At 43.9% G+C, this 21,476-nt stretch carries 13 protein-coding genes and 2 pseudogenes; 5 read left to right on the top strand and 10 right to left on the bottom strand.

Annotated features, from left to right (window positions below):
* The first annotated feature begins 148 nt into the window (after nt 1–148).
* Entirely contained in the window at nt 149–1,465 is a 1,317-nt protein-coding gene (locus EVX52_RS06370) for an MFS transporter (protein WP_129990869.1), read from the top strand.
* 9 nt (nt 1,466–1,474) lie between these two features.
* Nucleotides 1,475–2,425 carry a 2-hydroxyacid dehydrogenase gene (locus EVX52_RS06365; protein ID WP_129990868.1) on the top strand — a complete coding sequence of 317 codons (951 nt, stop codon included), beginning with the start codon at nt 1,475–1,477 and terminating at the stop codon, nt 2,423–2,425.
* A 150-nt stretch (nt 2,426–2,575) separates the two neighbouring features.
* Here the strand turns inward: EVX52_RS06365 and EVX52_RS25480 are convergent.
* Both EVX52_RS25480 and EVX52_RS06350 read right to left on the bottom strand, forming a co-directional pair.
* A pseudogene (locus EVX52_RS25480) lies at nt 2,576–3,380 on the bottom strand (tyrosine-type recombinase/integrase); the annotation flags it as partial.
* Between the two features lie 399 nt (nt 3,381–3,779).
* Nucleotides 3,780–7,814, bottom strand: coding sequence for an NACHT domain-containing NTPase (locus tag EVX52_RS06350; protein WP_129990866.1), 4,035 nt, complete (start codon nt 7,812–7,814; stop codon nt 3,780–3,782).
* A 528-nt stretch (nt 7,815–8,342) separates the two neighbouring features.
* Between EVX52_RS06350 and EVX52_RS06345 the strand changes: the two genes are divergently transcribed.
* Together EVX52_RS06345 and EVX52_RS06340 are read left to right on the top strand one after the other, a co-directional pair.
* Nucleotides 8,343–9,287, top strand: coding sequence for an ArdC family protein (locus EVX52_RS06345; RefSeq protein WP_129990865.1), 945 nt, complete (start codon nt 8,343–8,345; stop codon nt 9,285–9,287).
* Nucleotides 9,288–9,685: 398 nt separating this feature from the next.
* Nucleotides 9,686–10,726 carry a hypothetical protein gene (locus tag EVX52_RS06340; RefSeq protein WP_129990864.1) on the top strand — a complete coding sequence of 347 codons (1,041 nt, stop codon included), beginning with the start codon at nt 9,686–9,688 and terminating at the stop codon, nt 10,724–10,726.
* Between the two features lie 318 nt (nt 10,727–11,044).
* On the opposite strand, the gene EVX52_RS06335 is transcribed toward EVX52_RS06340, so the two are convergent.
* Nucleotides 11,045–11,779 (bottom strand): hypothetical protein, encoded by a 735-nt coding sequence (locus EVX52_RS06335; protein ID WP_126124798.1) that lies wholly within the window; start codon nt 11,777–11,779, stop codon nt 11,045–11,047.
* Complete coding sequence (locus EVX52_RS06330; protein WP_129990863.1) at nt 11,764–12,183, bottom strand: hypothetical protein; 420 nt, start codon at nt 12,181–12,183, stop codon at nt 11,764–11,766. The genes EVX52_RS06335 and EVX52_RS06330 overlap by 16 nt, the downstream gene beginning before the upstream one ends.
* A 308-nt stretch (nt 12,184–12,491) precedes the next feature.
* Here EVX52_RS06330 and EVX52_RS06325 point away from each other — a divergent pair.
* Nucleotides 12,492–12,770 (top strand): annotated as a pseudogene (locus EVX52_RS06325) (chloramphenicol acetyltransferase); the annotation flags it as partial.
* An 81-nt stretch (nt 12,771–12,851) separates the two neighbouring features.
* Here the strand turns inward: EVX52_RS06325 and EVX52_RS06320 are convergent.
* The 6 genes from EVX52_RS06320 to mobC all read right to left on the bottom strand — a co-directional run bounded on the left by EVX52_RS06320 (nt 12,852) and on the right by mobC (nt 21,468).
* Nucleotides 12,852–13,454 carry a site-specific integrase gene (locus EVX52_RS06320; protein ID WP_126124799.1) on the bottom strand — a complete coding sequence of 201 codons (603 nt, stop codon included), beginning with the start codon at nt 13,452–13,454 and terminating at the stop codon, nt 12,852–12,854.
* 203 nt (nt 13,455–13,657) lie between these two features.
* Nucleotides 13,658–15,820: a hypothetical protein gene (locus tag EVX52_RS06315; protein ID WP_126124800.1), complete on the bottom strand. Its 2,163-nt coding sequence runs from the start codon at nt 15,818–15,820 to the stop codon at nt 13,658–13,660.
* Nucleotides 15,817–16,968, bottom strand: coding sequence for a hypothetical protein (locus EVX52_RS06310; protein ID WP_205948371.1), 1,152 nt, complete (start codon nt 16,966–16,968; stop codon nt 15,817–15,819). The genes EVX52_RS06315 and EVX52_RS06310 overlap by 4 nt, the downstream gene beginning before the upstream one ends.
* 442 nt (nt 16,969–17,410) lie before the next feature.
* A complete protein-coding gene (locus EVX52_RS06305) occupies nt 17,411–20,119 on the bottom strand; it encodes a TrlF family AAA-like ATPase (RefSeq protein ID WP_129990862.1) in 2,709 nt (902 codons plus the stop codon).
* A gap of 215 nt (nt 20,120–20,334) precedes the next feature.
* Nucleotides 20,335–20,622: a hypothetical protein gene (locus tag EVX52_RS06300; RefSeq protein ID WP_126124802.1), complete on the bottom strand. Its 288-nt coding sequence runs from the start codon at nt 20,620–20,622 to the stop codon at nt 20,335–20,337.
* Nucleotides 20,623–20,721: 99 nt separating this feature from the next.
* Entirely contained in the window at nt 20,722–21,468 is a 747-nt protein-coding gene (gene mobC / locus EVX52_RS06295; RefSeq protein WP_129990915.1) for a MobC family replication-relaxation protein, read from the bottom strand.
* Nucleotides 21,469–21,476: the final 8 nt, after the last annotated feature.

The raw sequence follows: 21,476 nt of genomic DNA, 5'->3' as shown, positions 1-21,476 counted from the left end.
TTTAAGTAACAGAGATAACAAGTAAAACCATATCAATAAAGCAATTAATAATAATATCGATATATCCGTATTTGTTTTTTAATCCACATTAGGTGGGATGGCCATCTTATGCCCTGACACCAGGGACAGACTCATTAAGGTGATAATAATGAACATCGATCTGTGCTCTACAACACTAAAAAAATTAAACGCAAAAATAATACCTTTTATTATTATTTGCTACTTTGTTGCCAATCTGGATAAAACCAATATATCCGTTGCGGCACTGCAAATGAATGCCGATTTAGGCTTGTCTGCCAGTATGTATGGCCTGGGTGTCGGTATGTTCTATATCTCCTACATTATTTTTGAAATACCCAGTAACGTCATTATGACGCGGGTTGGTGCACGCATCTGGATTGCGCGCATCATGATTACCTGGGGGATTGTCAGCGCCGGGATGTCACTGGTCCATACGCCGACACAACTGTATGTGATGCGCTTTTTGCTGGGTATGGCAGAAGCCGGGTTTACACCGGGGATTATCTACTATATCTCCTGCTGGTTTCCCAAGAGCAACCGCGCCCGTGCCATGTCGTTCTTCTATATGGGATCGGTGCTGGCGTCAGTGATTGGATTACCGATTTCCGGCAGTATTCTCAATATGCACGGCATTGCCGATATCGCGGGCTGGCGCTGGCTGTTTGCGATGGAAGGCATCCCGGCCATCATTCTCGGCTGTCTGGTACTGTTACGTCTGCCGGATACGCCAAATCATGCCACCTGGTTGAGTGCGGACGAGAAAAAATGGCTGAACACCCGGTTACAACAAGAGAATAGTGACGTAGAAGTAGGGAAACATCATTCATGGGCCAGTGCGCTCAGGAATAAAGTGGTATTGATGTTGAGTCTGGTGTGGTTCCTGCAAGCATTTTGCTCAATTGGTATTACACTCTTCCTGCCGCTCATTATTAAAAGTGTGGCTACAGAACAGAGTAATTTTGTTATTAGCGTTTTGTCGGCCATTCCTTTTGCCTTTGCCGCGATCTTTATGTACGTGAATGGACGCCATTCAGATCTTACCAAAGAGCGCTCGCTGCATCTGGGGATGCCGTTAATTATTTCCGGCTTACTGCTGGCTGCCTCGATATATACCAGTAACCTCTTTGTTGCCTATATTATGCTGGTATTGACCGTCGGCTTTAACTTCGCGCTGACCCCGATATTCTGGGCGGTAACGACCGAAAAATTAGCGGGTGTTGCGGCGGCGGCTTCTATCGCTTTCATTAATGCCATTGCCAACTTTGCCGGTCTGGGATTGCCGCCATTGCTGGGGAAAATAAAGGATGTCACCGGCAGTTTCCATTATGGCTTATTGATCATTGCTACGGCACTGGTTATCGGCGGCATCGTCGGTATCTATGTTGGCCGTCCGGCTAAAGTAATAGCGACAAAATCGTCAGCCTCGTCATTATCGCAACACTAAGGTCTTGTTATGAAGAATATCGCGGTTAAACAGAAAATATTGAAGCAGGCATCGCTGCCAGATCAGTTGAATGCACAACTGAACGCGCTATACGATGTGTATGAATACAACGACATGGCCGCCGGGGAGTTTGACCGGCTGGCCGCCGAGTTTCGTGTAGTACTTACTAACGGCGAAGCCGTGGTCAGTCGCGAATTTATGGGACGGCTACCTAACCTTGAACTTATCAGCGACTTTGGTGTTGGCTATGACGGTATTGATGTTGCCGCAGCAAGAGAACGTGAGATCGCTGTGACCCATACCCCCGGCGTATTGACGGATGACGTCGCCGACCTGGCCATGGGGTTGATACTGGCAACGTCACGCCAGATCCCTGGAGCACAACGCTTTATCGAACAGGGGGCATGGCAGAAGGGAGGTTATCCCTGGACCCGCAAAGTCTCAGGAGCGCGGTTAGGCATTATTGGCATGGGGCGTATTGGGCGTGCTATCGCCAAACGCGCGGCTGCATTTAATATGTCGATCGCCTATACGGATCGCGCAGCACTTGCCGACATGGATTACACCTTCCATGCGACATTGCTATCGCTGGCCGGGGCGAGTGATTTTCTGGTGGTCTGTACCAACGGTGGTGCAGAAACCCGCTGCCTCGTTAATCGCGATGTATTGAATGCTCTGGGCGCAGAAGGCATTCTGATCAATATTTCCCGTGGATCGGTCGTCGATGAGCGAGCGCTAGTTGAAGCCATCGAAGAGGGAGTTCTCGGGGGAGCCGGTCTTGATGTTTTCAGCGACGAACCGCACGTCCCGCACGCATTGTTACACCGGGCAAATGTGGTGGTCACGCCGCATATGGCCAGTGCTACCTGGGCGACGCGCAAAGAGATGTCGCGTCTGGTGCTGGAAAATGTCAACGCCTATTTTGCTGGCGAGCCGTTGGTGACGCCTATTCCGCAGTAACCGAGTGAAAACGTATTCTGCATTTAAATCAAAGCGTGGCGTTAAGTCGCGCTTATTTATTGTCAGCGTTAAGCCACCTCCCGGGAGGTGGTGATTGTCCCTGTGAGGCTTTAGCCTGAAGGAAGTCCATGTCAGCTTACTCACCACAAGTGATCCAACCCGCGAATAGCGGACACCAGGGATAGCTTCGCGTGTAGCTGGAATGGTCCAGATTTTGTTTCTGATATCGATCTCAGACCAACGTGCGAAACGCAGTTCGCTGGAGCGGATGAACAGGTGAAGGGTGAGTGATACGGCCAGGCGGGTTAACTCTCGTCCTTGCTGGTAGTTCTTAATGCGAATCAACAGTTCCGGCAGTCGCTCCAGCGGAAGGGCGGGGTAGTGGCGTTTAACGGGAGGGGTGATGATACCCTCCAGATTTGCCGCCGGATTGTTCTCTATCAACTCCTGATGTACGGCATGACGCATTATGTTGCACATATGCTGCCGGGTACGTGCTGCGACTTCCAGCAGACCTTTTTGCTCAATGCCTTTCAGCAGGGCGATAAAGTGACGAGGTTTCAGTTCAGCTACCGGCATGTGTCCAATCACAGGGAATATATGATTGTGTAGGCTGGCAAGCAGACGGGAGGCGTGGTTCTCTGACCATATGCGGTTGCTTTTATGCCAGCTCAATGCCACGGACTGAAAGGATTTATCCTGTGAGCGAGCAACTCTTTTAGCAATTCGCTGTTGCGCGGGATTGATATTCTGCACCAGCAACTTGCGGATACCATCACGCTGTTGACGGGCATCGGCCAGAGAAGCGTCAGGATAGGCACCCAAGCTAAGATTATTTTCTATTGATACGATATTTGAGATACCAGAGACGTGAACCGCCTGGATTGATCAGCTGATACAGACCGTGGCAATTGCAGATTGTAAAGGGTTTATCAGAAGGTTTAAAACTGCGGATTTTTTGTCATCAAGACACCTTTGGTGGTCACGTCATTATCGCACCGCAAATGCCCCTCAATCAGCCCCCACATCTCTCCCGGACGACAGTTGCCTAACGCAAAAAACCAAAAAGCCCGCTTAAGTTTCCTTAAGCGGGCTTCTCTAAATTTGGCTCCTCTGACTGGGATCGCCTTTGCCAGTAACTGGCTAATAAGTAAGCTAAACCTGAATCTGCTGCCTGTCAAGACCACCAGAATGACCACCAATTTTAGTTAATCGCTCGGTGGTAAATGCCTGCTATCACACCTGCGGTGATATCGGATATTTATGTTCGATGTAACAATACTGTTGAGTTCTTTTATAGTGTATTACTTAAAACACCCTCAAGAAATTCAAAGTAGGGGCTATGTTACTAATTCTAATGTTTACTCTGTCGTGAAACATCTAAAACAAAAACATCGATTAAACCACGGAGATCAACCGGTAACACTGCTTCAATACTGATTTTAAGTTCCTGAGCGGTTTTGATGCCGTGGAGCTTGCGGCCTGCAACGGTCTCACTCTCTCCAAACCATATAACAAGAAAAATACCCTGCTGCTCGGCATCTGGGTGGATAGAATAACGATCATAGAGTTGGGCTGACGCGGCCGAATATAACTCTCTGTGCCACTGGCCTTTGACTTCCGTAACCAGCAGCCGTCTTTTTCCACCAATCAACTTAGATGCCGTGAAGTCACTCCTGTTTTGACCTTTTAACTGATGCTCAGGTGTTATCGATATGCTCTGAGGTTCGAGTCTTAAATTGAGACGTTCAGCAATGATCTCCGTAGACTTTACCTCATCAAGGCGTTTATTTTTTTCATAGAAGCGATCTGCCGAGTTAAACTCCCCGCCATCAATCGCTTTCTGGAAATCATGAAGCTCCTGAAGAACTAACCGACGCAGGCTTTCAACAGTAACCACTGAATCACAATCCAGATGTTGGACTATTTCATCTGGCGTAGGTGGTTCAAAATCCCTGAGTGCTTTTTTCCTGAGCTGGCCAGCATATACACTTTGCAGCCCTTTGTGCTGGCTTGTGAAACGTGGATCGGTAAGAAGGCGACCCAGTACAGGTATTGCATTGTCAGGAATATCTGATTCAAGTGACCAAATTAAATCAGTTAAAAAGCGGTAGGCTTTTTCCTCTTCAGGGCTATCGCTGCCCCAATGACTTGGCAGTTCAACACGCGGCCATTGTTCAAAGAAAGCGTCTAAAATAGCTTCAACCTTAATTGATGTAAGTTCCGGCCAGGCACTGTGCTCACTTCGGTTCATGCGCCCAGAACGTTCATAAAAATGCAGTAAATTATCTTTGTTAGATTTTAGCCATGCCCAATAAGTAGCTGTAATGTTCTCGAGAAAGTAGAACTCCCGTACCAGCCAGAATATTCGCTTGCGTTCAAAATCCTCATCTTCTGTCGGATTGGGCCAGCCTGATATAATCTCTGAGCAACGCTCTGCAATAATCTCTTTTAAATCACCACGATCGCCATATTGAGCAGCAATTTCAAAAAGTGTATCTACTGAGTTAAAAGATAAATCAGTAAAACGACGAAGCCATTCAATGGAAAGTTTAGCGCGTGAATGACGAAAGACCTCTTCTCCACTCAACATCCAGATTTCAGGATGAGGACATGGCTGAGCGAGTTGGGGTTCTACGTACTGTCGGAGATATTTTTCAGCATTTTCACTATCAGGAAAAATGAGGCGGTCGATTTCAGTCTGTAGCGCGTCACGTTCTTCCGCCGAAACTGAGTTGTATCCCATGTGAATGTTAGTTCTTAAGGCTGTAAGTAACTCAATATTGACACATTCAAGATTGCCTTCTGCACGTAGAATCTCCAGACAAGCTGCATATAAAATCATCACAGAATGTCTGCATTTTGATTTGCATTGCAGGGCCGCTAGTTCGTGAAGTGTGGGAACCTCGGAGGTAATAAAATCCAGACAATTTCGCAACGCAGTCCGAACCAGTTTCTCGTCACCAAATTCAGATTCAATTTTTTCCGGATTCATGAGCACGAGTTCTGCAAAACGCACCAGACAACCCCAGTGACGACCGCACTCTATAATATCTCTGTTTTCATTAACAAATTTTATGTTTTTGGCATGGATCTCTTGCTGCTTTCTGTCATGACGTTTCCTGCTTCGGCTATGTCTAAATCTCCAGACCTGATGATCCTGCGCGGATAATTGCATCGCATTGTTGTATCTGGCCCATTCGCGCATAAATGCGGGTTTGGAAAGGGCGTGCTGACGCATTTGCGTGCGTAAATCATCGGGACCTTGCTCTTCCTTGTTTCTGTAGCGTTGGTGGCTGGTAAGAAAACTCGCCCACAGGTCTACATTATCTATTTTAAACGCCAGATTTAGGATAAATTTATAGTCATTCCTCCATAAATGGAGGCCTGAGTGTGAGTGCAGATGTCCGTCGAACTTTTCTACTCTTGTGTTGAATATTTCATTACGATCCGTTAGTGGCCCGAACACATGGGCAATGATCTCCTGACGAAGTGTGTCATTTTCCCGAAGCACCTGTACCGACCTACTTTGATCGGCTTGGCATTGGCGATGAAAATTGAGATTACCTATCCATTGCCAGATCCTCACAGGGTCAAACGGCGCTTGAGCTAATTCAAAATAGCGATCAGCCATTGAACCGACGATCTTGCTTATTCCATTGCGACAGTCACACTCATAGGATCTTTTCCCACAATGGCAATGAAGATTATTGGTTAATTCGTCTAGAAGAAGTTCAAGAGTATGCTGTGAAAAACAGGAAATAAGCTTTTTAATAAAATAACGAGAGCCAATGACCCTTTCAAATTGTTCTTTGTGATCGGGATAGAGGTTCGCACAGACGCGTAAGAATCCAGAGAGATATTTGTGATCAAATTTATCTGGTCCTGTAACTTCGATGATGTTAGCTGCAATATTGAGTGAAATATTACTGGCTTCAAAAATTAAAACGGCTAAAGCGCCAATAAAATCGTACTCTTTGACATTTAGTAAGCATTTGCTTGCTAAGGTACGAATGTGTTTAGACTCGTTGGGATTTAAGGTAAGCAGACTTAATTCAGGCGTCAACTGACTGTTTACTGGTGAGTCTGTCAGAAGTTCTAAAATTAAATCACGTAAATGACCATCATTACCAATCGTTAAAAGAGGCTTTATTTCTTCAATAACATCTTGCGTGAAAAAATCAGCCGCGCTGAACCGACGCCAGAAATCGCTCCGACGAAAGTAAGGGTCTGCGGCTTCAATCTCTTTGAGTCGATGAAGAAGTTTTCGTTTCGATGAGCGTTCAAGCTGTGATGGATCGCCGTTTGCGAGAACTGCATAGGCGTCAAGCTCAATAATGGATTCCTGTACTGACTTGTTGCCTAATGCCGCCATCCATCCGAGCAGACCTCTCAATTCATCCCTGGCAGTACCATTCGGTGCAATGACAGGTAAGCACTTTGTTAAACTGAGAGTATCCCCTGGGTCGGCTATTCGTTTAATAAGATAATCTGCTGCGCAGTATTCAGCGACGATCTTATGAACCGGGCGGTGCTGGTCTTCCTTATCGCCGGGTTTGAAAAGCTGAGTTGACAATATGTCGTAACAGGCAGTACTGCCGCTAAATAACTCTGTCAGCATTGGATACATCCGGCTTGTAGTCACGTCGATGGTGCTGACTCCCTCTGCGCCCGACAACAGAAGTTTGGCATAAACCTCGGCAGAAAATGCGATCTTCTGTGCAACTGAAAGAGATATAGAGGCTTTCGTAATATCTGGATTGATTTCCTTAGCCAGTCGTTCGACCGCTAAAGCAAAGATTGAACGCTTGTCAGCAAATTGCCTGCCACTTTCTAAGTAGGCATCGGTGAACATTTTCAGAAACTGAGGGTTTGGTAACAACATTTCTAAACTAAACCGTGTTATTTCGGTCTGGAATGCAAAGAAGTCTTCTTCTGGTGCATGGTGCTTAAAGATGGCGTGTTGTTCGCTTTGATCGAATTCTCTCAGCCTCACAATCATAGGAGAGAAACCAAGAAATTTCTCAAAAATACTGGTAGAAGCCAGCCCCCATTCGCTTGACCTGCTTGACATGATTACGCGAGTCGGCTTTGATGTTCTGGCGAGTGCAAGGAGTTTATGAATACCCGATTGATCGATCCTAGCGACTTCATCAACGGCATCAATTACCAGTGGGCTATTTTCTTTATCTGCTCCCACGTAAGCAAATACGCTGGCATTTAAGACAGAAGTGTTCAACTTCTGAGCGATATTTTTCATCAGCTCTGTTTTCCCGCCACCGGGTTCTGCTAACACAACAATATGCGTTGATGCAGCCAGCAACTCTGTCTCTGTGTACGTCCTGTCACTGTGCGTAAAATTACGTTCAAGATAGAAGATTGAATTCATAGTTACAAAATGCTTCGCTTTGAATAGCCCAAATATTCCTGCAGAAAGGAACGCCGCGCCTGATTTTTCTTGCTTCTACCAGAGATAGTAAGGCATTTTTTCTTTATTGGGGGACTGTTTTATCAACTTCTGACCGCGTTATACAACTTATCGACATTCATCACATTTAGTAATCGTGATATGCAAGTGATCTTACCCATCAATAGTGGATTCGTGACTAATTGAGTGCATTTTAGGTGAGAAGGTCATACTGCCAAAGAAGGTCTGAGTTAATACCGCTATTTAAACCCCAAACCCATTTCGCCTTTGCTGCATAAGGGGCGCTACGCCCGACTATGCAGGGGCAGTTTTTTCTCCCCAGTGATTTCCGTTCCCGTATCAGCTTCCGGCTAATCGTTTCCCAACACAACCCGTCCCGCAAGGGTAAATGGCACGCATTCTGCGCCCTTGCGTGCCGGAACGATGTCGGGAAAGCGAACCGTCAGGCGATACGAAGACGAAAATCACACCACTGACGGAGAAAAAACCATGACGATTTCCCAGCATACCCAGACTAGCTCACCTAACGCCGCAACGGCGACCAGCGTATCCCCGCTGGAGCAGTCAGGCTCCTCAAAAACGAAATTTTCCAAAAATAGAACCGATATTTATCAGGCAGTTACTGACAGTATCATTGCGGCACTGGAAGCCGGAGTTAAGCCGTGGTCTTGCCCGTGGCAGCGCGTACCGGGCATGTCAGGACTACCTTCAAATTATGCGACTGGCGCTGCATACAGCGGGATGAATATCATGTTGTTGTGGAGCTGTGCGTCAGAACAGGGATTCAATGATTCACGCTGGATGACTTACAAACAGGCGCAAGCGGAAGGCGGGCAGGTGCGTAAAGGGGAACATGGCACTACCGCCATTTTCTATACCACACTGGAAAAGGAAAATGACGACGGAGAAACTGACTTTATCCCGATGCTGAAGACGTTCACCGTGTTTAATGTTGAGCAAATTGATGGTTTGCATCTGAGTGACGAAGTAGTTTGCCCGGCAGAGACCTTTGAGCCCTTACCGCGTGCGGAAGCGCTTTTCCGTAACAGTGGGGCAACCATCATCGAGAAGGGACAGAATGCCTTTTTTGCACCATCAACTGACGAAATCCGCTTACCGGAACGGTATCTTTTTGCCGACGCGGCCAATTTCTACGCTACGGGCCTGCATGAGCTGGTTCACTGGAGCGGGGCAAAAAGTCGGCTGAACCGAGAAATGAAAGGGAAGTTTGGCAGTGAGGAGTATGCTTTTGAGGAGTTGATCGCCGAACTGGGAAGCGCGTTCCTGATGGCGGACTTGGGGATTGTCGGAGAGGTTCAGCATGAAAGCTATATCGCTTCCTGGCTGAAAGCACTGAAGAACGACAAACGCTATATTTTCAAGGCCGCCAGCGCGGCATCCAAAGCGCATCGTTATTTGATGGATAAAGCCTGAGGGAAGAGGGAAAGAAGCCACAAAAGAATGTGGCTTTAATCTTATAAAAAATAAGTGGGCAGAGTAAAGCTTGTTTCAGGGGGTATAATTCCCCCCCCCCCCCTGAGAATTTTCCTGGTGCTTGATGCCAGGAAAATTCTCAGGCTGCAGGGCGGGCGGCAAAGAGCCCGCTTCGCCCTTTATATATATTGCCTCAGACTTGATCTGGCAGTGTTCTCTGTTAAAACAAGATTCAACCTTACAGTCGGCAACGACCTAAGGGCAGAAGTTTCAAAAGCTTACACTTATCGAAATGTATGAAACAATGGAGTGTAGGTCAACTGCATAGTATTTAAGGTGACCTGACAAAATAGCTATGATAAAAATCATCAAAAGACATGCTGACGTTGAAGGGAAAAATGGATTATAAATTCAATGAAGTAAGGGAGTATTCCAGAGCAATCCTGCTCTTACGAAAGGTTATTCTCATTAGTAAGCTGAGCATCTTAGTTTCTATTCTCACTATTGGAGTTAGCTACTATGTTGTCATAGCAGACTATTTTCAGCCATATGATCTCACAAACTCAACCATTATAGAAGCGATGATGGACAAAGATTACCAGTCCATCAGTACTAACACTTTTGATATACTTAATAAATATAATTCCGGTGAGTCCAAAATAAAGCCTAGCGACTTTTATGCATTCCTCCCTGGGCGTTACAATGCGACTTCCGTGCATGTCCATGGGCATCTTGTACCCATGGGGGAGAGCATACATACAAGTCATAACAACTTTACTATGTATCGCTATGATTTTACATACCGAATTAGTATATCTCAATTTGGTGTGATGATTTTCTCTCTAATTCAGGTATTCTTGCTTTCTTCTTTTCTTTATCTTCACTTTAGCACCAAATCAAAACATGCAAATGACTTTGAAGATAAAATTGTAGGCACATACTTTGATATGCTATCTCATCCGCTTGAAGAAAGAGAACTAAGTGATGTCGAAAAGTTAAAGTTAACACTGAGAAAGTTTAATGCATTTCGATTGGCATTAAACAACAGATATGATAATCGCCCCGGTTATATAATCAACGATGAGTACGATGTTCAGGATTTGCTGCGTGCAATACTGGCATTAAACTTCGAAGATGTAATTAAAGAGAGTGCCATTCCCTATTATTTAGGATCAAATTCAAGAGTGGATTTTTTGATACGTGATCAAAGTATTGCGATAGAAGTCAAAAAGACAAGGAAGGAATTAAGAGACGGTAAGTTAGCGGACCAAATTATTTCTGATCTCCATCGTTATCAAGCATATTCTGCTTGCAAGGATATTATATTTTTTGTGTACGATCCCGATCATTTTATACAAAATCCGGCGAGTTTGAAAAAGGATATCAAGTCGATAAAAAGTGAAGCCACATTGCATTTTGTTATTGTTCCTGAGGTTTAATGTGCGGAGGTTTTATTCGTCGGAATGTATCGTACCTCAACGTGGAAGGTTTGACCTGCTCTCCTCTAATTAATGCAGTGCGGACTTGGCAACATCCGCTACTGGCACGGAGCGGCCAGGTTTAAGAACAAGTAAGGTCTACAATGAGCGAGCAGCGGAAGTTCGCAACTCCACACCACTACTAATTGACGGTCGTATTGAATACTGGGGGCAGGTCAATGTGCCTATTAGGCTAATGCGAAGCGGCCACGGCGTAAAGGCCAGCTTGTAGGCAATGATCTGATTTTGGGGGAATAAAACCCGCCGAAGAGGGTTTCTTTAAGCTGAAATGATCAACACCAGGTAATAACATTGCTGGATGTTCGGGTTGAAGGGATATTGCTGCCACTTGCCCAACGATGAGGGGTTTAGTTTCCCGATGTCCCAAGGTATGAAGCCTTTTACCCCTTTGGCTCCATCACCTAACTCTTCGACATACTCATGTTTAGCTGCGTTGTAAATATCAACGCGGCCGGCAACGTTGCGAACTGTATTTGCCCATAGGGCTGCCCCATAAACTGTTTGGGTGTTATCGCAGATTAGATGTTTGTGGACTTCCGTCAGATGACGGTAAATCTGCCCCGCCAAACCAGCACCAGCTCGTTCAGGCGTAACATAAGCGCCTCGTATTTGCTTACCTTCAGCTGGGTTTCCGTTTGGGTCTATGAAAGAGAAATTGTCATAAGCAAATCGAGCTATCACTTCAGATTTGTCCTCGTCCTCCATCTCAAGAACCATGATGCGATCAACGATCTCACTGTCCTCCAACCCGTCGTTGTCACGCAAATCGTCGATGTGGCTGGCAATGAACTCAGGATCGGTGAAGGCAACTTCTTCGACTACTGCTATGTGATGATAATCGGCGCTATCGTAGGTTGTTTCCGTTAGGCGGAGAATTACGACGTCGTCAGGCAGGATAAAGCATGATGTGTGTGAAACAAAACTCCCGCCTGGGAAAGACGGGAGTTGGGAAAGATCTTTGGCGTAATTGTCGCCGATTAGAGAAGGTGCCATTCCTTTTTGCAATCCTGATTTTTAGCTTCACGGTGATTGACGTGAGCAGAAAAGTGCTTTTCCATGAAATTAGCAACTGATGTTTCAATCATTCCAATAACTTCGTCGTTTAAAGACAGGTTTGGATATTGCTTTTCAGGCTTCACGGTAAAGCGCAGGTTCTCACCACGAATGGCGATCTCCGCAAATGGCTTAACAACAGTCGTGTCCAGCGCTCGCTTGAGGTCGCTTTTCAGGGTAACGATAAAGTGCTGCGAATCCTTCTGGGTACGGTTCAGCATCCTACGCACTTCAACAGTGTCAGGAAACATACAACGAGGCTCAAAGCTCGCGATTACACTCGTATTGTCACGAATGGTTTGAATCGAGCGCTGATTCTTCGTTTTAGCTTGTGCGTGTAACATATACCCACCTTAGCCTGGACACCCATGTGTCTCATGGCGATTGCTCCACCCATGTGGAACCTATCAAGTCAGTTGACGCCATCGTCAGCTGTCTATTAAATCTACATAATAGAGTCGTAATATGCAACCACAAAACAGCGAAAAGCCTTTTGTACAAAGGGAAAATAGCTTCTCTGGAGTATGCCGAGACGTCACTGTGATAACGTGACTTAGCGGGATTTTTTCTCCCAATGGGTAGCATCTTGAACGTTTTGGGAAAGGATCTCACGTTTTGTTTCCTGCGTTAGCTGATCGCCATGGCTAACATAATGGGTAATGATGTATGGATTGGGTACCAAGCGCTGATTATGCCAGGCATTAAGATCGGCAACGTGTCAATCATTTCATCACGTTCAGCCGTTACCTCTGATGTTCCCACTTATTCAATTATCGGTGGTAATCCGGCCAGGGTCATTAAAAAACGCTTCACAGATGAAAACATTCTGGCACTGGAGAAGCTGGCATGGTGGGACTGGCCTGTAGAAAAGATTACCCTAAAACTCACGGCAATCATGTCCGCTGATATTGAACCACTACTGGACGAATAGATGCTGCCGTTTGTCTTTTGCTTAGTCAGGATAAGTAACATCCGCTTTTGGCACAGGGCTGCTGTTGCAGCCCTGACAACCTTAGACTTCGATCGATTCAGAGATCTCTAATGCATCATCGACTTCAATGCCCAGATAACGGACTGTGCTTTCCAGTTTCTTATGGCCCAACAGAAGTTGGATCACCCGGAGATTCTTGGTTTTCTTGTAGATTAGGTAAGGTTTTGTTCTTCTCATGGAATGTGTGCTGTAAAGCGAATCTTCGAGACCAAGCTTTTCTACCCACCCATGAAAAATTCGGTTGTATTGCCGGGTTGATATGGGCTGGTTAGTTCCGACTCGAGACCGAAACAAGAAGTCTTTACTATGCAAATTGCCAAGCTTTATCAATGCAGCAACAGCTTCTCTTGTCCCTTTGGTTATCTCAAATTGCACAGGGCTACCGGTTTTCTGTTGCAACACCGTAGCTCTGCTTGAAACAGAGCTACCATATGCCACATCAGATACTTTGAGTTTGACCAGATCACAGCCTCGAAGCTTACTGTCCAGGGCCATATTGAACAGAGCTAAATCGCGCGTTTTACCTTCTAGTTCAAGTCGGATTCGTATCCCCCAGATATGAGATATCTGAAGTGGTCTTTTTTGGCCGATGATACGGTCTTTGTTCCACGGTGACGTCTTCATACTCAAATCTCCTGCAATGTGGGAGATTTGAGTATGGTTGTCCCTAATGAGCGATGAGCGGACGTTCGCTCATAGTAGTATCACTAATATTGTCATTTGGGGATCAACTGGGAGGTGGTCAAGGAAGCCTTAATTATGATTGCTCATGCTAGCTGTTAGGGGGGAAGTAATGAAGATTGGATTACCAACCTTCATTATGCTAATTACTCACTTCCAAAGAAATCTCGATTAATCTGATGCAACAAGAATCTGACCGAGTCCGGCATGTTTTCATTGTTCAACGATATAATTTTTTGCAGGTGGTGATCTAGTATTCTTAGGTGCCTGATCCAGATTGACATTAAGAACTCAAGGCATCCTTCACCTTGTTCATTATCATGGTTTCTAACGACCGAACTTATTATGTCGCACATTTGTTGGCTGTAGTTTTCATCAATAGTATAATTAAGTTCGGAAGAATATGCCGCCCTCAAAAGACATGCTTGTATAACGCCATCATTATACCTGTCAAAGCAAACAGGGCTTAGGAGAGTATAATGATAAATTGTAGATAAACCTATTCCATCATTCATCCTTAAATCATGCAGCAAGGTTTGAATAGTCCAAAATACATCTGCTTGAGATGATTTTTTTGTGTCAATACCCAGCTTATCCCAAAAAACAAATGTCTCCCTGATACTAAGTGTTTTCCCCTTGGTGTTTTTCAAGAACAGTTCGTCTGGACTAATTGGCGAGTCGAGTAATGATAATCTTGTGAGTAAATCGGTAGAGATTTTTTGTTGGTGATAATAATCATCCAAAGGGTCCTCATCTTTAAATCGGGAAATTTTTTCATGTTCCAGATCCCAATAGGTTTTTGACTTATCACTGATCCTAGGTAAGAAACAGTTCCTGAGGATAATAAGTTCATGCCCCCCCATGCATAAGTCTTTTCTGAGTTGATCCAGACTTGGTGCGTTTTGTAATTTAGAAAATCCGACTAGATATGAAATGGATGATGATTTATTTAAACATCTCAGTTTTCTGGAGGCGGATAATAGTTTTCTTCCAGTCGTTATTGCTCCAGCCACGACAAAAACTGATGACATTTCGGTATAGTCAGATTCTTTCAATTTTCCAAACTTGAAGATTTTTATGTTATCATCGTCAACAAGTTCTTTGACCTTGAAAGCTAAGAGTTCTGAACCTGTATCATCCAAGTGGATTATTGTGTTGATGTCACGGGAAAAAAATTTGTTGATTCTTTTCTGCATATCAGAAAAGAGAGGGGCAGGCTGGTTCTTCATCAATCCAGGAATATCGATATCGTAAAACTCGTCATTGCTTTCTTGAGTTATGGCATTAATGTTTAGAATTTTTTTTGCTGCAAACTCTCTAAAAAAGTTTTGTCTTTCTGATTTGAAATCCAATTTCTTTATCATAAGTAAATCATGCTTTGGCGTCTCAGGTAAAAACTGCTCACCTTCAAGTCTGATTACTTTTGAACCGTTAGCGCACAGGTTACATCTCTCCTCTGATTCGGAATATATTTCACCACCTAAAGCATCCATGATGTTATATAGTCCAGTTTGATTTTCACCTATTGACGAATAGAAAAGAGTTTTTATATTATCTTGTGATATTTTTTTCTTTTTTTCTAGCTTGCGAGCAAGTCCACCACTGGTCGTGGCTGAAATTATCACTAAGTGATTTTCATCCCTGATGAAGTTAAATGGTTGATTTAATGAGGAGTATGATTCAAAACTTTCAATTATAGGAGTGGTAGAAGTGAATTTATTGGATAAATGTAGCGCAGTGCTAACCAAAAAGGAGATGGATGATGTGTCGACATAAACTTTCTTTAGGGTTGAAACAATAGAGCCTAATAATCCTATTGCTAAAAAAGTTACCTCTACGCTTGATGTAAATAAATTCGATGCTCTTATGAATTTATCACAATGGTCACCTGAAGGCTTACTAAAGTGATAGGTTTGAGTAGAAGTTATTACACCTTTACGTTTCTTAAAGATTTCATTAGAGCCAGCCTGAAGAAGTTCGTCACGATAACTATATATATTTTTTGTTGTTATTTCCCGGAATACACCGTCACTGTCAACGTTTAAGAATTGTATCTTACTTAAAGTTGAGCCAATGTAAGACTCGAATTCTTGGTTGAAAAGTTGATCAGATAACAAGCGTGACTTCTGATCTTCATTTATACCAAAACCAAATATTAAAACTTCATTGGGTACTAGATTTTTTACAATGTCTTCTTTGATTTCTTTGATCAAAAGATGCAAGTCAATTGATGAAACGCAGAAGATTGCCATTGTTGGAGAGAGTTTGGTGCTTGGTTTATTGAATCTAAAAAGAAAAATACCACTCATTTATAATCGTCCTTGGAATTATTTTTATCGATAAGAGGTATGAGTATCGTTATTGAGACTCCACGAACTTCAGCATGTTCAGTAATATGCGTGTCACAATAATTTCTGGTTGACCAATCTAAAAACTTACAGTCATCATTTTCTTCAAAGCGATATGGGGTGGTATTAAAATCTCTATAGATAGATACTCTATTGCTTCTTATTTTCATGAAGCCATTCAACTTGGTCAACGATGCCATAACTGAAGGTAAACCATTCCCTTTTATGTCATTATTTGTCGATGAACTCCTAAATTTTAGGCATTTCTTAATTATCTGGTATTCATCATCAATGTTAAGTGTTGACCCTACATCCGAGTGATCCGCTAACCATCGACCAAAGAATCCTAAACCAGAATCAATAATGCTTACTTCAATGAATCTTCGCGAGGAGACACTGGTTTTTTTAAGGCTTGTAATGTATTCCTCAAGCACTTCATCATTCAGGAGATAATTATTTATTGCATCATCAGATAGGTTTATCCCATATGTGTAAATAAGTCTATTACCTGGATTTATCCACTTATGTCTATTTTCAGAACGACTGCCATGTTCATGTGTATTAATAAATAATTCATAAAATATCCTTCCGAGATCATCAATGCTGTCATCTTTAAGATATATTGCGCCCCCCGCAACAGTTGATGATTTTAGAACCATGGCGCTTATTATGTTTCTTATTTGCTCATAACCTTTCGGCTCAGGGTGCTGAAGTGGTGAAGTGTTATAAAAATTACTATCGAATCCTTTGGTACTATGATCTACAAACGAATACCAACAGAGTCTCCCATGTTGTTGCCCAAAAAGATTGTCTGATTGTGATTCAATAGCCTCTTTAGCAAGTTTATTTATATCACGCCTTACGCTTATATCAGGAGAACCAGAGAATGATATTTCTTTCGACATCATTGCGGCGGTGAACTTATGTGGGGTATTGATCAGGTCTGAAAGATAATCATTGTCCTCAATGGACGAGTCTTTCAAAATCAACTTTTTGTTCAAACTTAAGTTTGCCCAAGTATTAACAGACTGGACAGCGACGGCAATCCCTCCAAAAGCGGAGTTTTTCTTCCCTACCGGCAGGAGCAACGGTTGATCACCGTTTGCCATCTTAACCTTCCTGATGAAGGTATCTATCTTGTCTAAACTCAATGATGCAGGTAGTTCTATCATGTTACCACCTCCGGATTTCAAAAGTTATAATAAGGGTAAGCATTTAGCGATGTTGTCTGTTTGATTTGCACTCTCTCGAGAGTATCACTCAAGACATAGCCTAACTCAATGATTAGAAATGTGTTCTTAAAAATTGTGATTACTACTTAACCTCTTTTACTTAAACGCTATAATTTGATTGAACTGTACAAAACTTCACTTTATTGTCAATGAGTTGCTGGCCGTTCTACCCATTCTTTGAGCTCATGACCTGCTCTCAATTGACTAAGAAAAATTGATGTGACAACTTCCGCTCCTGGCACAATGCTGCCTGTTGCAAGGAGCGCATGTCAGCTATGAGCGAGGTGCGGACATACTTCGTTGCCCACACCTCAGAATATTAAAGTGCTGGTCTTAGTAGGCCATATTTACGCTCACGCTGCTCAAATGCGACATGCCCACCTTCTAGTACGTCGCATATGGCCTTACGCATGGTGTTGCCATGAGCATGTTCACCGTCTTCCAGCGCACCACAGCGGTAGCTAATCACTTCATCATTATTGCTTGCGACTAGGACCTGCTCGGCATCACAGTTCACCACAAGATTCGCATTGTGAGTAACGATGATGACTTGGCGATACTGTTTTATTTTACGGAATAGCAGCACTAGATGATGCATGATAAAGTCGTTATCAAGGTCATCTTCCGGCTGATCGAATACAAAAGGTGAACCAAACGGATCAGTCGCAAGCTTCAGACAGACATAAAATGTGCCTCGCTGACCAGCGGATAACTTCTCGACCGTCTTACCTTTATATGTAAATTTAGCCTTAACACTGAGATAGGCGGAAATTTTATCCAAGCTAAACAGATGAGACAAGAGTTCGTGCGGTCCAGCACTATTGAAATACTCTTGTTTCCATAACAGATCACCCAATGAAATATTACTCATTCTCTGTTTATCGTCTGGAATAGAAAGAATACTTTCACCTTTAACCAAACGGGCATAATCTTCGACGGAGTTGACATTAAAGATGGCTGCAAGCTTATCAACCGATGATTCTCCTTCTCGTGATGAACGGAACTTTCCTCCGTTCATACATTTCAAGGCCCCGGTATAAAATGCCTCGCGATCAAAGACCACCTCGCCGTAGATCCCGATATCTTGTAGAATATCAATGACAAGAGCCTGCTGTGACTTTGTGTAGTGTTCTTTAGTTTCAGATAGAGAAGAAAAGGCCGTATCTACTGTTTTCTTCTCCTGCTGTATGTGGTTTAAAACCCCCTCGGCCAACTCTTTTCTGTTAGCCGTATTTTTTCTAGCCAGTTCAATCCTCCGCTGAGACTCATTTCGTTGCTGTTCAGCACTATTAATTATCTGTTGGTATTCCGAAACTTTGTCAAGGAGACCAGATATATCTTGTTCAATACCCAGTTGTCGAAATTTGCCTATGATTTCTTTGTTTTTTAAATTTTTAGCTTCTGAGTCTATGTTTGCTAGTTCTATTTTTTTATCAATAACTTTCCTTTGGTTCTCAAAATCTACATGGGGAACCGTAATCTCATCAGTACCTTTAGCATTAATTAAATCAATCTGGTCATTCAACTCGCTTTCTTTTTCTTTTAATTGAATTAGGAAATTTCTCATCCATGTTAATTGTGCATTAATTTCTGAAATACATTTTGCGTTATCTTGAAATGTTTTTATTAGCTCACGGTTTTTCTCACTGGTCAGAGTATCAATGTGTTTCTGTGTATCGGCTATCCTTGCAATGTGATATTCAGGCCTATTAATTCTGATGCCTTTTTCATTCTTCATGTTGAAGAACTCAAAAAAAGTACGAAACTCACTCAGGTTAGTATCCAGATCATTTCTGAGTTGAACAGGGAAGGATTGCGGCGGAAGGCGGAGCATTTTCTTTATTTCATCACTGATTTTTTCTGGCTCCTGACACAAATCTTTTATTTCTCCTTGTGAGACGTGAAGATAACTGTAGGAGTTATCTTGCCCATCGAATTCTTGTATCTCTCCATCAGTCTTATTCAACTGAACGCAGAGACGTTCAGGAGACACCAAGCGCGAGCGGACATTTCCGGGGCGTGATGGGGTGAAACGCGACTGTAGGCCGTCCAAGATCAGACTTTTACCTGTTCCCCGACCACCGATAATGGCAATCATATCTTCACTCAGTGGTATGGAAAGCTTTTTAAATTTGATTGATTGTCCATCAAAGATTTTGCCTTCGATCTCAATGTTGCTGAAGTGTACCTTTACCGTTCGCTGATGAAGCCAGTTTTCATCAAGTTCTAGCCTAGCTGCAGGTTCAATTAGTGTCTGGCGCAGGCCCTCAAAAGTTGGCTTTGCCTTCACCCAGCTAAACATGGTACCAATCTTATCCATATCATGTGCGTCGGAACACCGAAACACCGGCATAGCGACAGCTCCAGCATAGCGTCCAGTGTTTAAGAAATAATCCCGCGAGTTAAGAGCCCCTTTCATTTCAGAACCGTCAAGTACAATATGTCCGTCTTTATCAAATTCTGTGGCGATTTCATGAGAACGTCCTTCCGTACCGGCACGGAAACCACCATAACCGTTAGGGCAAACCGCGAGAACCATTTCGCTGAAAAAAGCGAACTGCGAGTTCATATGTTGGCACACAGCGCTATAATCTACAGTGATAGAAGCGATATCTTTTCCATGTTGCTCTAGGCTCTTCTGACTGCAAAAAACTTTTTTTCCGCTAACTGAAGTTGTAGCTATAGGTAGAGTTGAAAGTGCTTCATTAATTCTCTCAGTGGGAATAGATTCTGAAAAAATGAGGTGGATATTGATCCATTCACCTTTTTTATTTTGTTGGGAAACTCTGAGTTCAATATTTGGCAACACAGTTATATGCAAATTCTGCTTTTTTATTTCTTCGCGTATAATTTCTATTTCATTATCTGCAAAGAAAAAATAATTTGTTAGCCCAATAAGAGAAACCCCCGACTCACCCAACTTTTTAACAAAACCTTGAATATCTTTAGGTTCTGTAAATTTGTTAGCTAACCAAGTCATTGGACTGTGGATATGCAAATCCCATTTGTTCCACTCAGAACCTTTCATTTTTGTTCTCCGTATCCTGTAGTTTACCTACTGTATGTGAATTCAATCATAAGCCAGCATTTACTGGTGCACCACTAGTTCGTAGCAGCGGTATCTCGTAGCTCTTTTCCCATTTTTCAACGCAGAATATTGTTAGCAACTTCCGCTCCTGGCACCGAGCCGCCTGTCAGATTAGGTTTGGCCCTGTGTCGTAGTTGTGCCAGGTCAAGTCTGAGCTAAGACAAAATATCAGTATCTTTCTGAAGCGTCTGAAGGCGCTGTTCCAGGCTATCCAGTCTTTCTTCGAGATCATGACTCTGCTGCTCAATATCTTCCAGTGTTTCTGAGAGGACATCTCGTAGCAGCACAAAATTTGCATGTAGGGCATACACAAAATCGCTGCCGTGAGTCAGTAATGCTTCGCGCGGTATGTCGTGCAAGGCGGAATGAGTCATCCATGTCACCAGCGCTTTTGCGCTCATTTCAGTCAGTATGTCCGCAAGTCGGTCAGTTTCTCTGTTCATTCTGAAGTCCTGTATGATCTGATGCCGGGGGAGTATTTCGAAAGGGCATGATTTCCGGGCATTGCGCTGCGGGTTGGGGCAGTTGGTGATACGGAAGAACTATATGCAGTTGCCTAAATCGAGCTGTTGCAACTCGTCGAGCGTATAGATGCGGAAGACATTCCGGTGGCGGGTTTCCAGCGGGATGTGTTGATGGTTAACGATGACGTGCCGGATGCTGTCAAACAGCCGTTCAAGACCGCGCTTTTTCTGCGGGTCCGGCACGATATAAAAAACGTAGATCCAGTCTTTACGGGTCCGCGCCAGCAAATGGCTGGCGATGATCGACTGGTAACGGGCTCTGGTTTTCAAACGGCGCTCGGTCTCAATGGCAATCACGGTGCCGCCGGGCAGGGTGATCAACCCGTCCGGGCGGTGACTGACCTGATACCGGCTAAGGAAGGTCGAGCGGTCACCGTTTATCCATCCGGATGCGCCTTTTTGCTCAAGGATGATGCGGGCTGCCTGATTATCAAGGTGATGCTCCAGCGTCCAGCCGGTAATTTTTGAAGGCTCAAACCGCGCCGGGAAAAGCGTATCGTCGGGGGTTAATACAACGGCCAGTCCGTCACTGGTAATGCCCCACAATGAAATCTTCATCGTGCGCGATACCAGGACATACTTTTGTATTAAGCCCATTCCCTCGACTTTTGAAAGCAGGGAATACAGCGATTTATGATCCCTGAAGCCGAAAAGCAGCATCAGCGTTTTAAAGTCACTGTACGTTTCTTCCTTCAGGAAATTCAGTAGTCGTTGTATTTTTTCGCGGTGCCGCGTCTGGCGTTCGCGGTATGCGGTGATGAGCATCATTTCCC

It is taken from the genome of Rahnella sp. CFA14(1/10), assembly GCF_004195095.1.
Taxonomy (GTDB): Bacteria; Pseudomonadota; Gammaproteobacteria; order Enterobacterales; family Enterobacteriaceae; genus Rahnella; species Rahnella perminowiae.
The sequence above is the reverse complement of the archived record's forward strand: the minus strand, read 5'-3'. Positions and strand labels throughout refer to the sequence as shown.

Coding starts and splice junctions, on each gene's coding strand:
- mobC (WP_129990915.1), bottom strand. CDS start 21,468: ATGCTCATCACCGCATACCGCGAACGCCAGACGCGGCACCGCGAAAAA.
- EVX52_RS06345 (WP_129990865.1), top strand. CDS start 8,343: ATGACGATTTCCCAGCATACCCAGACTAGCTCACCTAACGCCGCAACG.
- EVX52_RS06350 (WP_129990866.1), bottom strand. CDS start 7,814: ATGAATTCAATCTTCTATCTTGAACGTAATTTTACGCACAGTGACAGG.
- EVX52_RS06310 (WP_205948371.1), bottom strand. CDS start 16,968: ATGGCAAACGGTGATCAACCGTTGCTCCTGCCGGTAGGGAAGAAAAAC.
- EVX52_RS06320 (WP_126124799.1), bottom strand. CDS start 13,454: ATGAAGACGTCACCGTGGAACAAAGACCGTATCATCGGCCAAAAAAGA.
- EVX52_RS06330 (WP_129990863.1), bottom strand. CDS start 12,183: ATGTTACACGCACAAGCTAAAACGAAGAATCAGCGCTCGATTCAAACC.
- EVX52_RS06335 (WP_126124798.1), bottom strand. CDS start 11,779: ATGGCACCTTCTCTAATCGGCGACAATTACGCCAAAGATCTTTCCCAA.
- EVX52_RS06305 (WP_129990862.1), bottom strand. CDS start 20,119: ATGAAAGGTTCTGAGTGGAACAAATGGGATTTGCATATCCACAGTCCA.
- EVX52_RS06370 (WP_129990869.1), top strand. CDS start 149: ATGAACATCGATCTGTGCTCTACAACACTAAAAAAATTAAACGCAAAA.
- EVX52_RS06365 (WP_129990868.1), top strand. CDS start 1,475: ATGAAGAATATCGCGGTTAAACAGAAAATATTGAAGCAGGCATCGCTG.
- EVX52_RS06300 (WP_126124802.1), bottom strand. CDS start 20,622: ATGAACAGAGAAACTGACCGACTTGCGGACATACTGACTGAAATGAGC.
- EVX52_RS06340 (WP_129990864.1), top strand. CDS start 9,686: ATGGATTATAAATTCAATGAAGTAAGGGAGTATTCCAGAGCAATCCTG.
- EVX52_RS06315 (WP_126124800.1), bottom strand. CDS start 15,820: ATGAGTGGTATTTTTCTTTTTAGATTCAATAAACCAAGCACCAAACTC.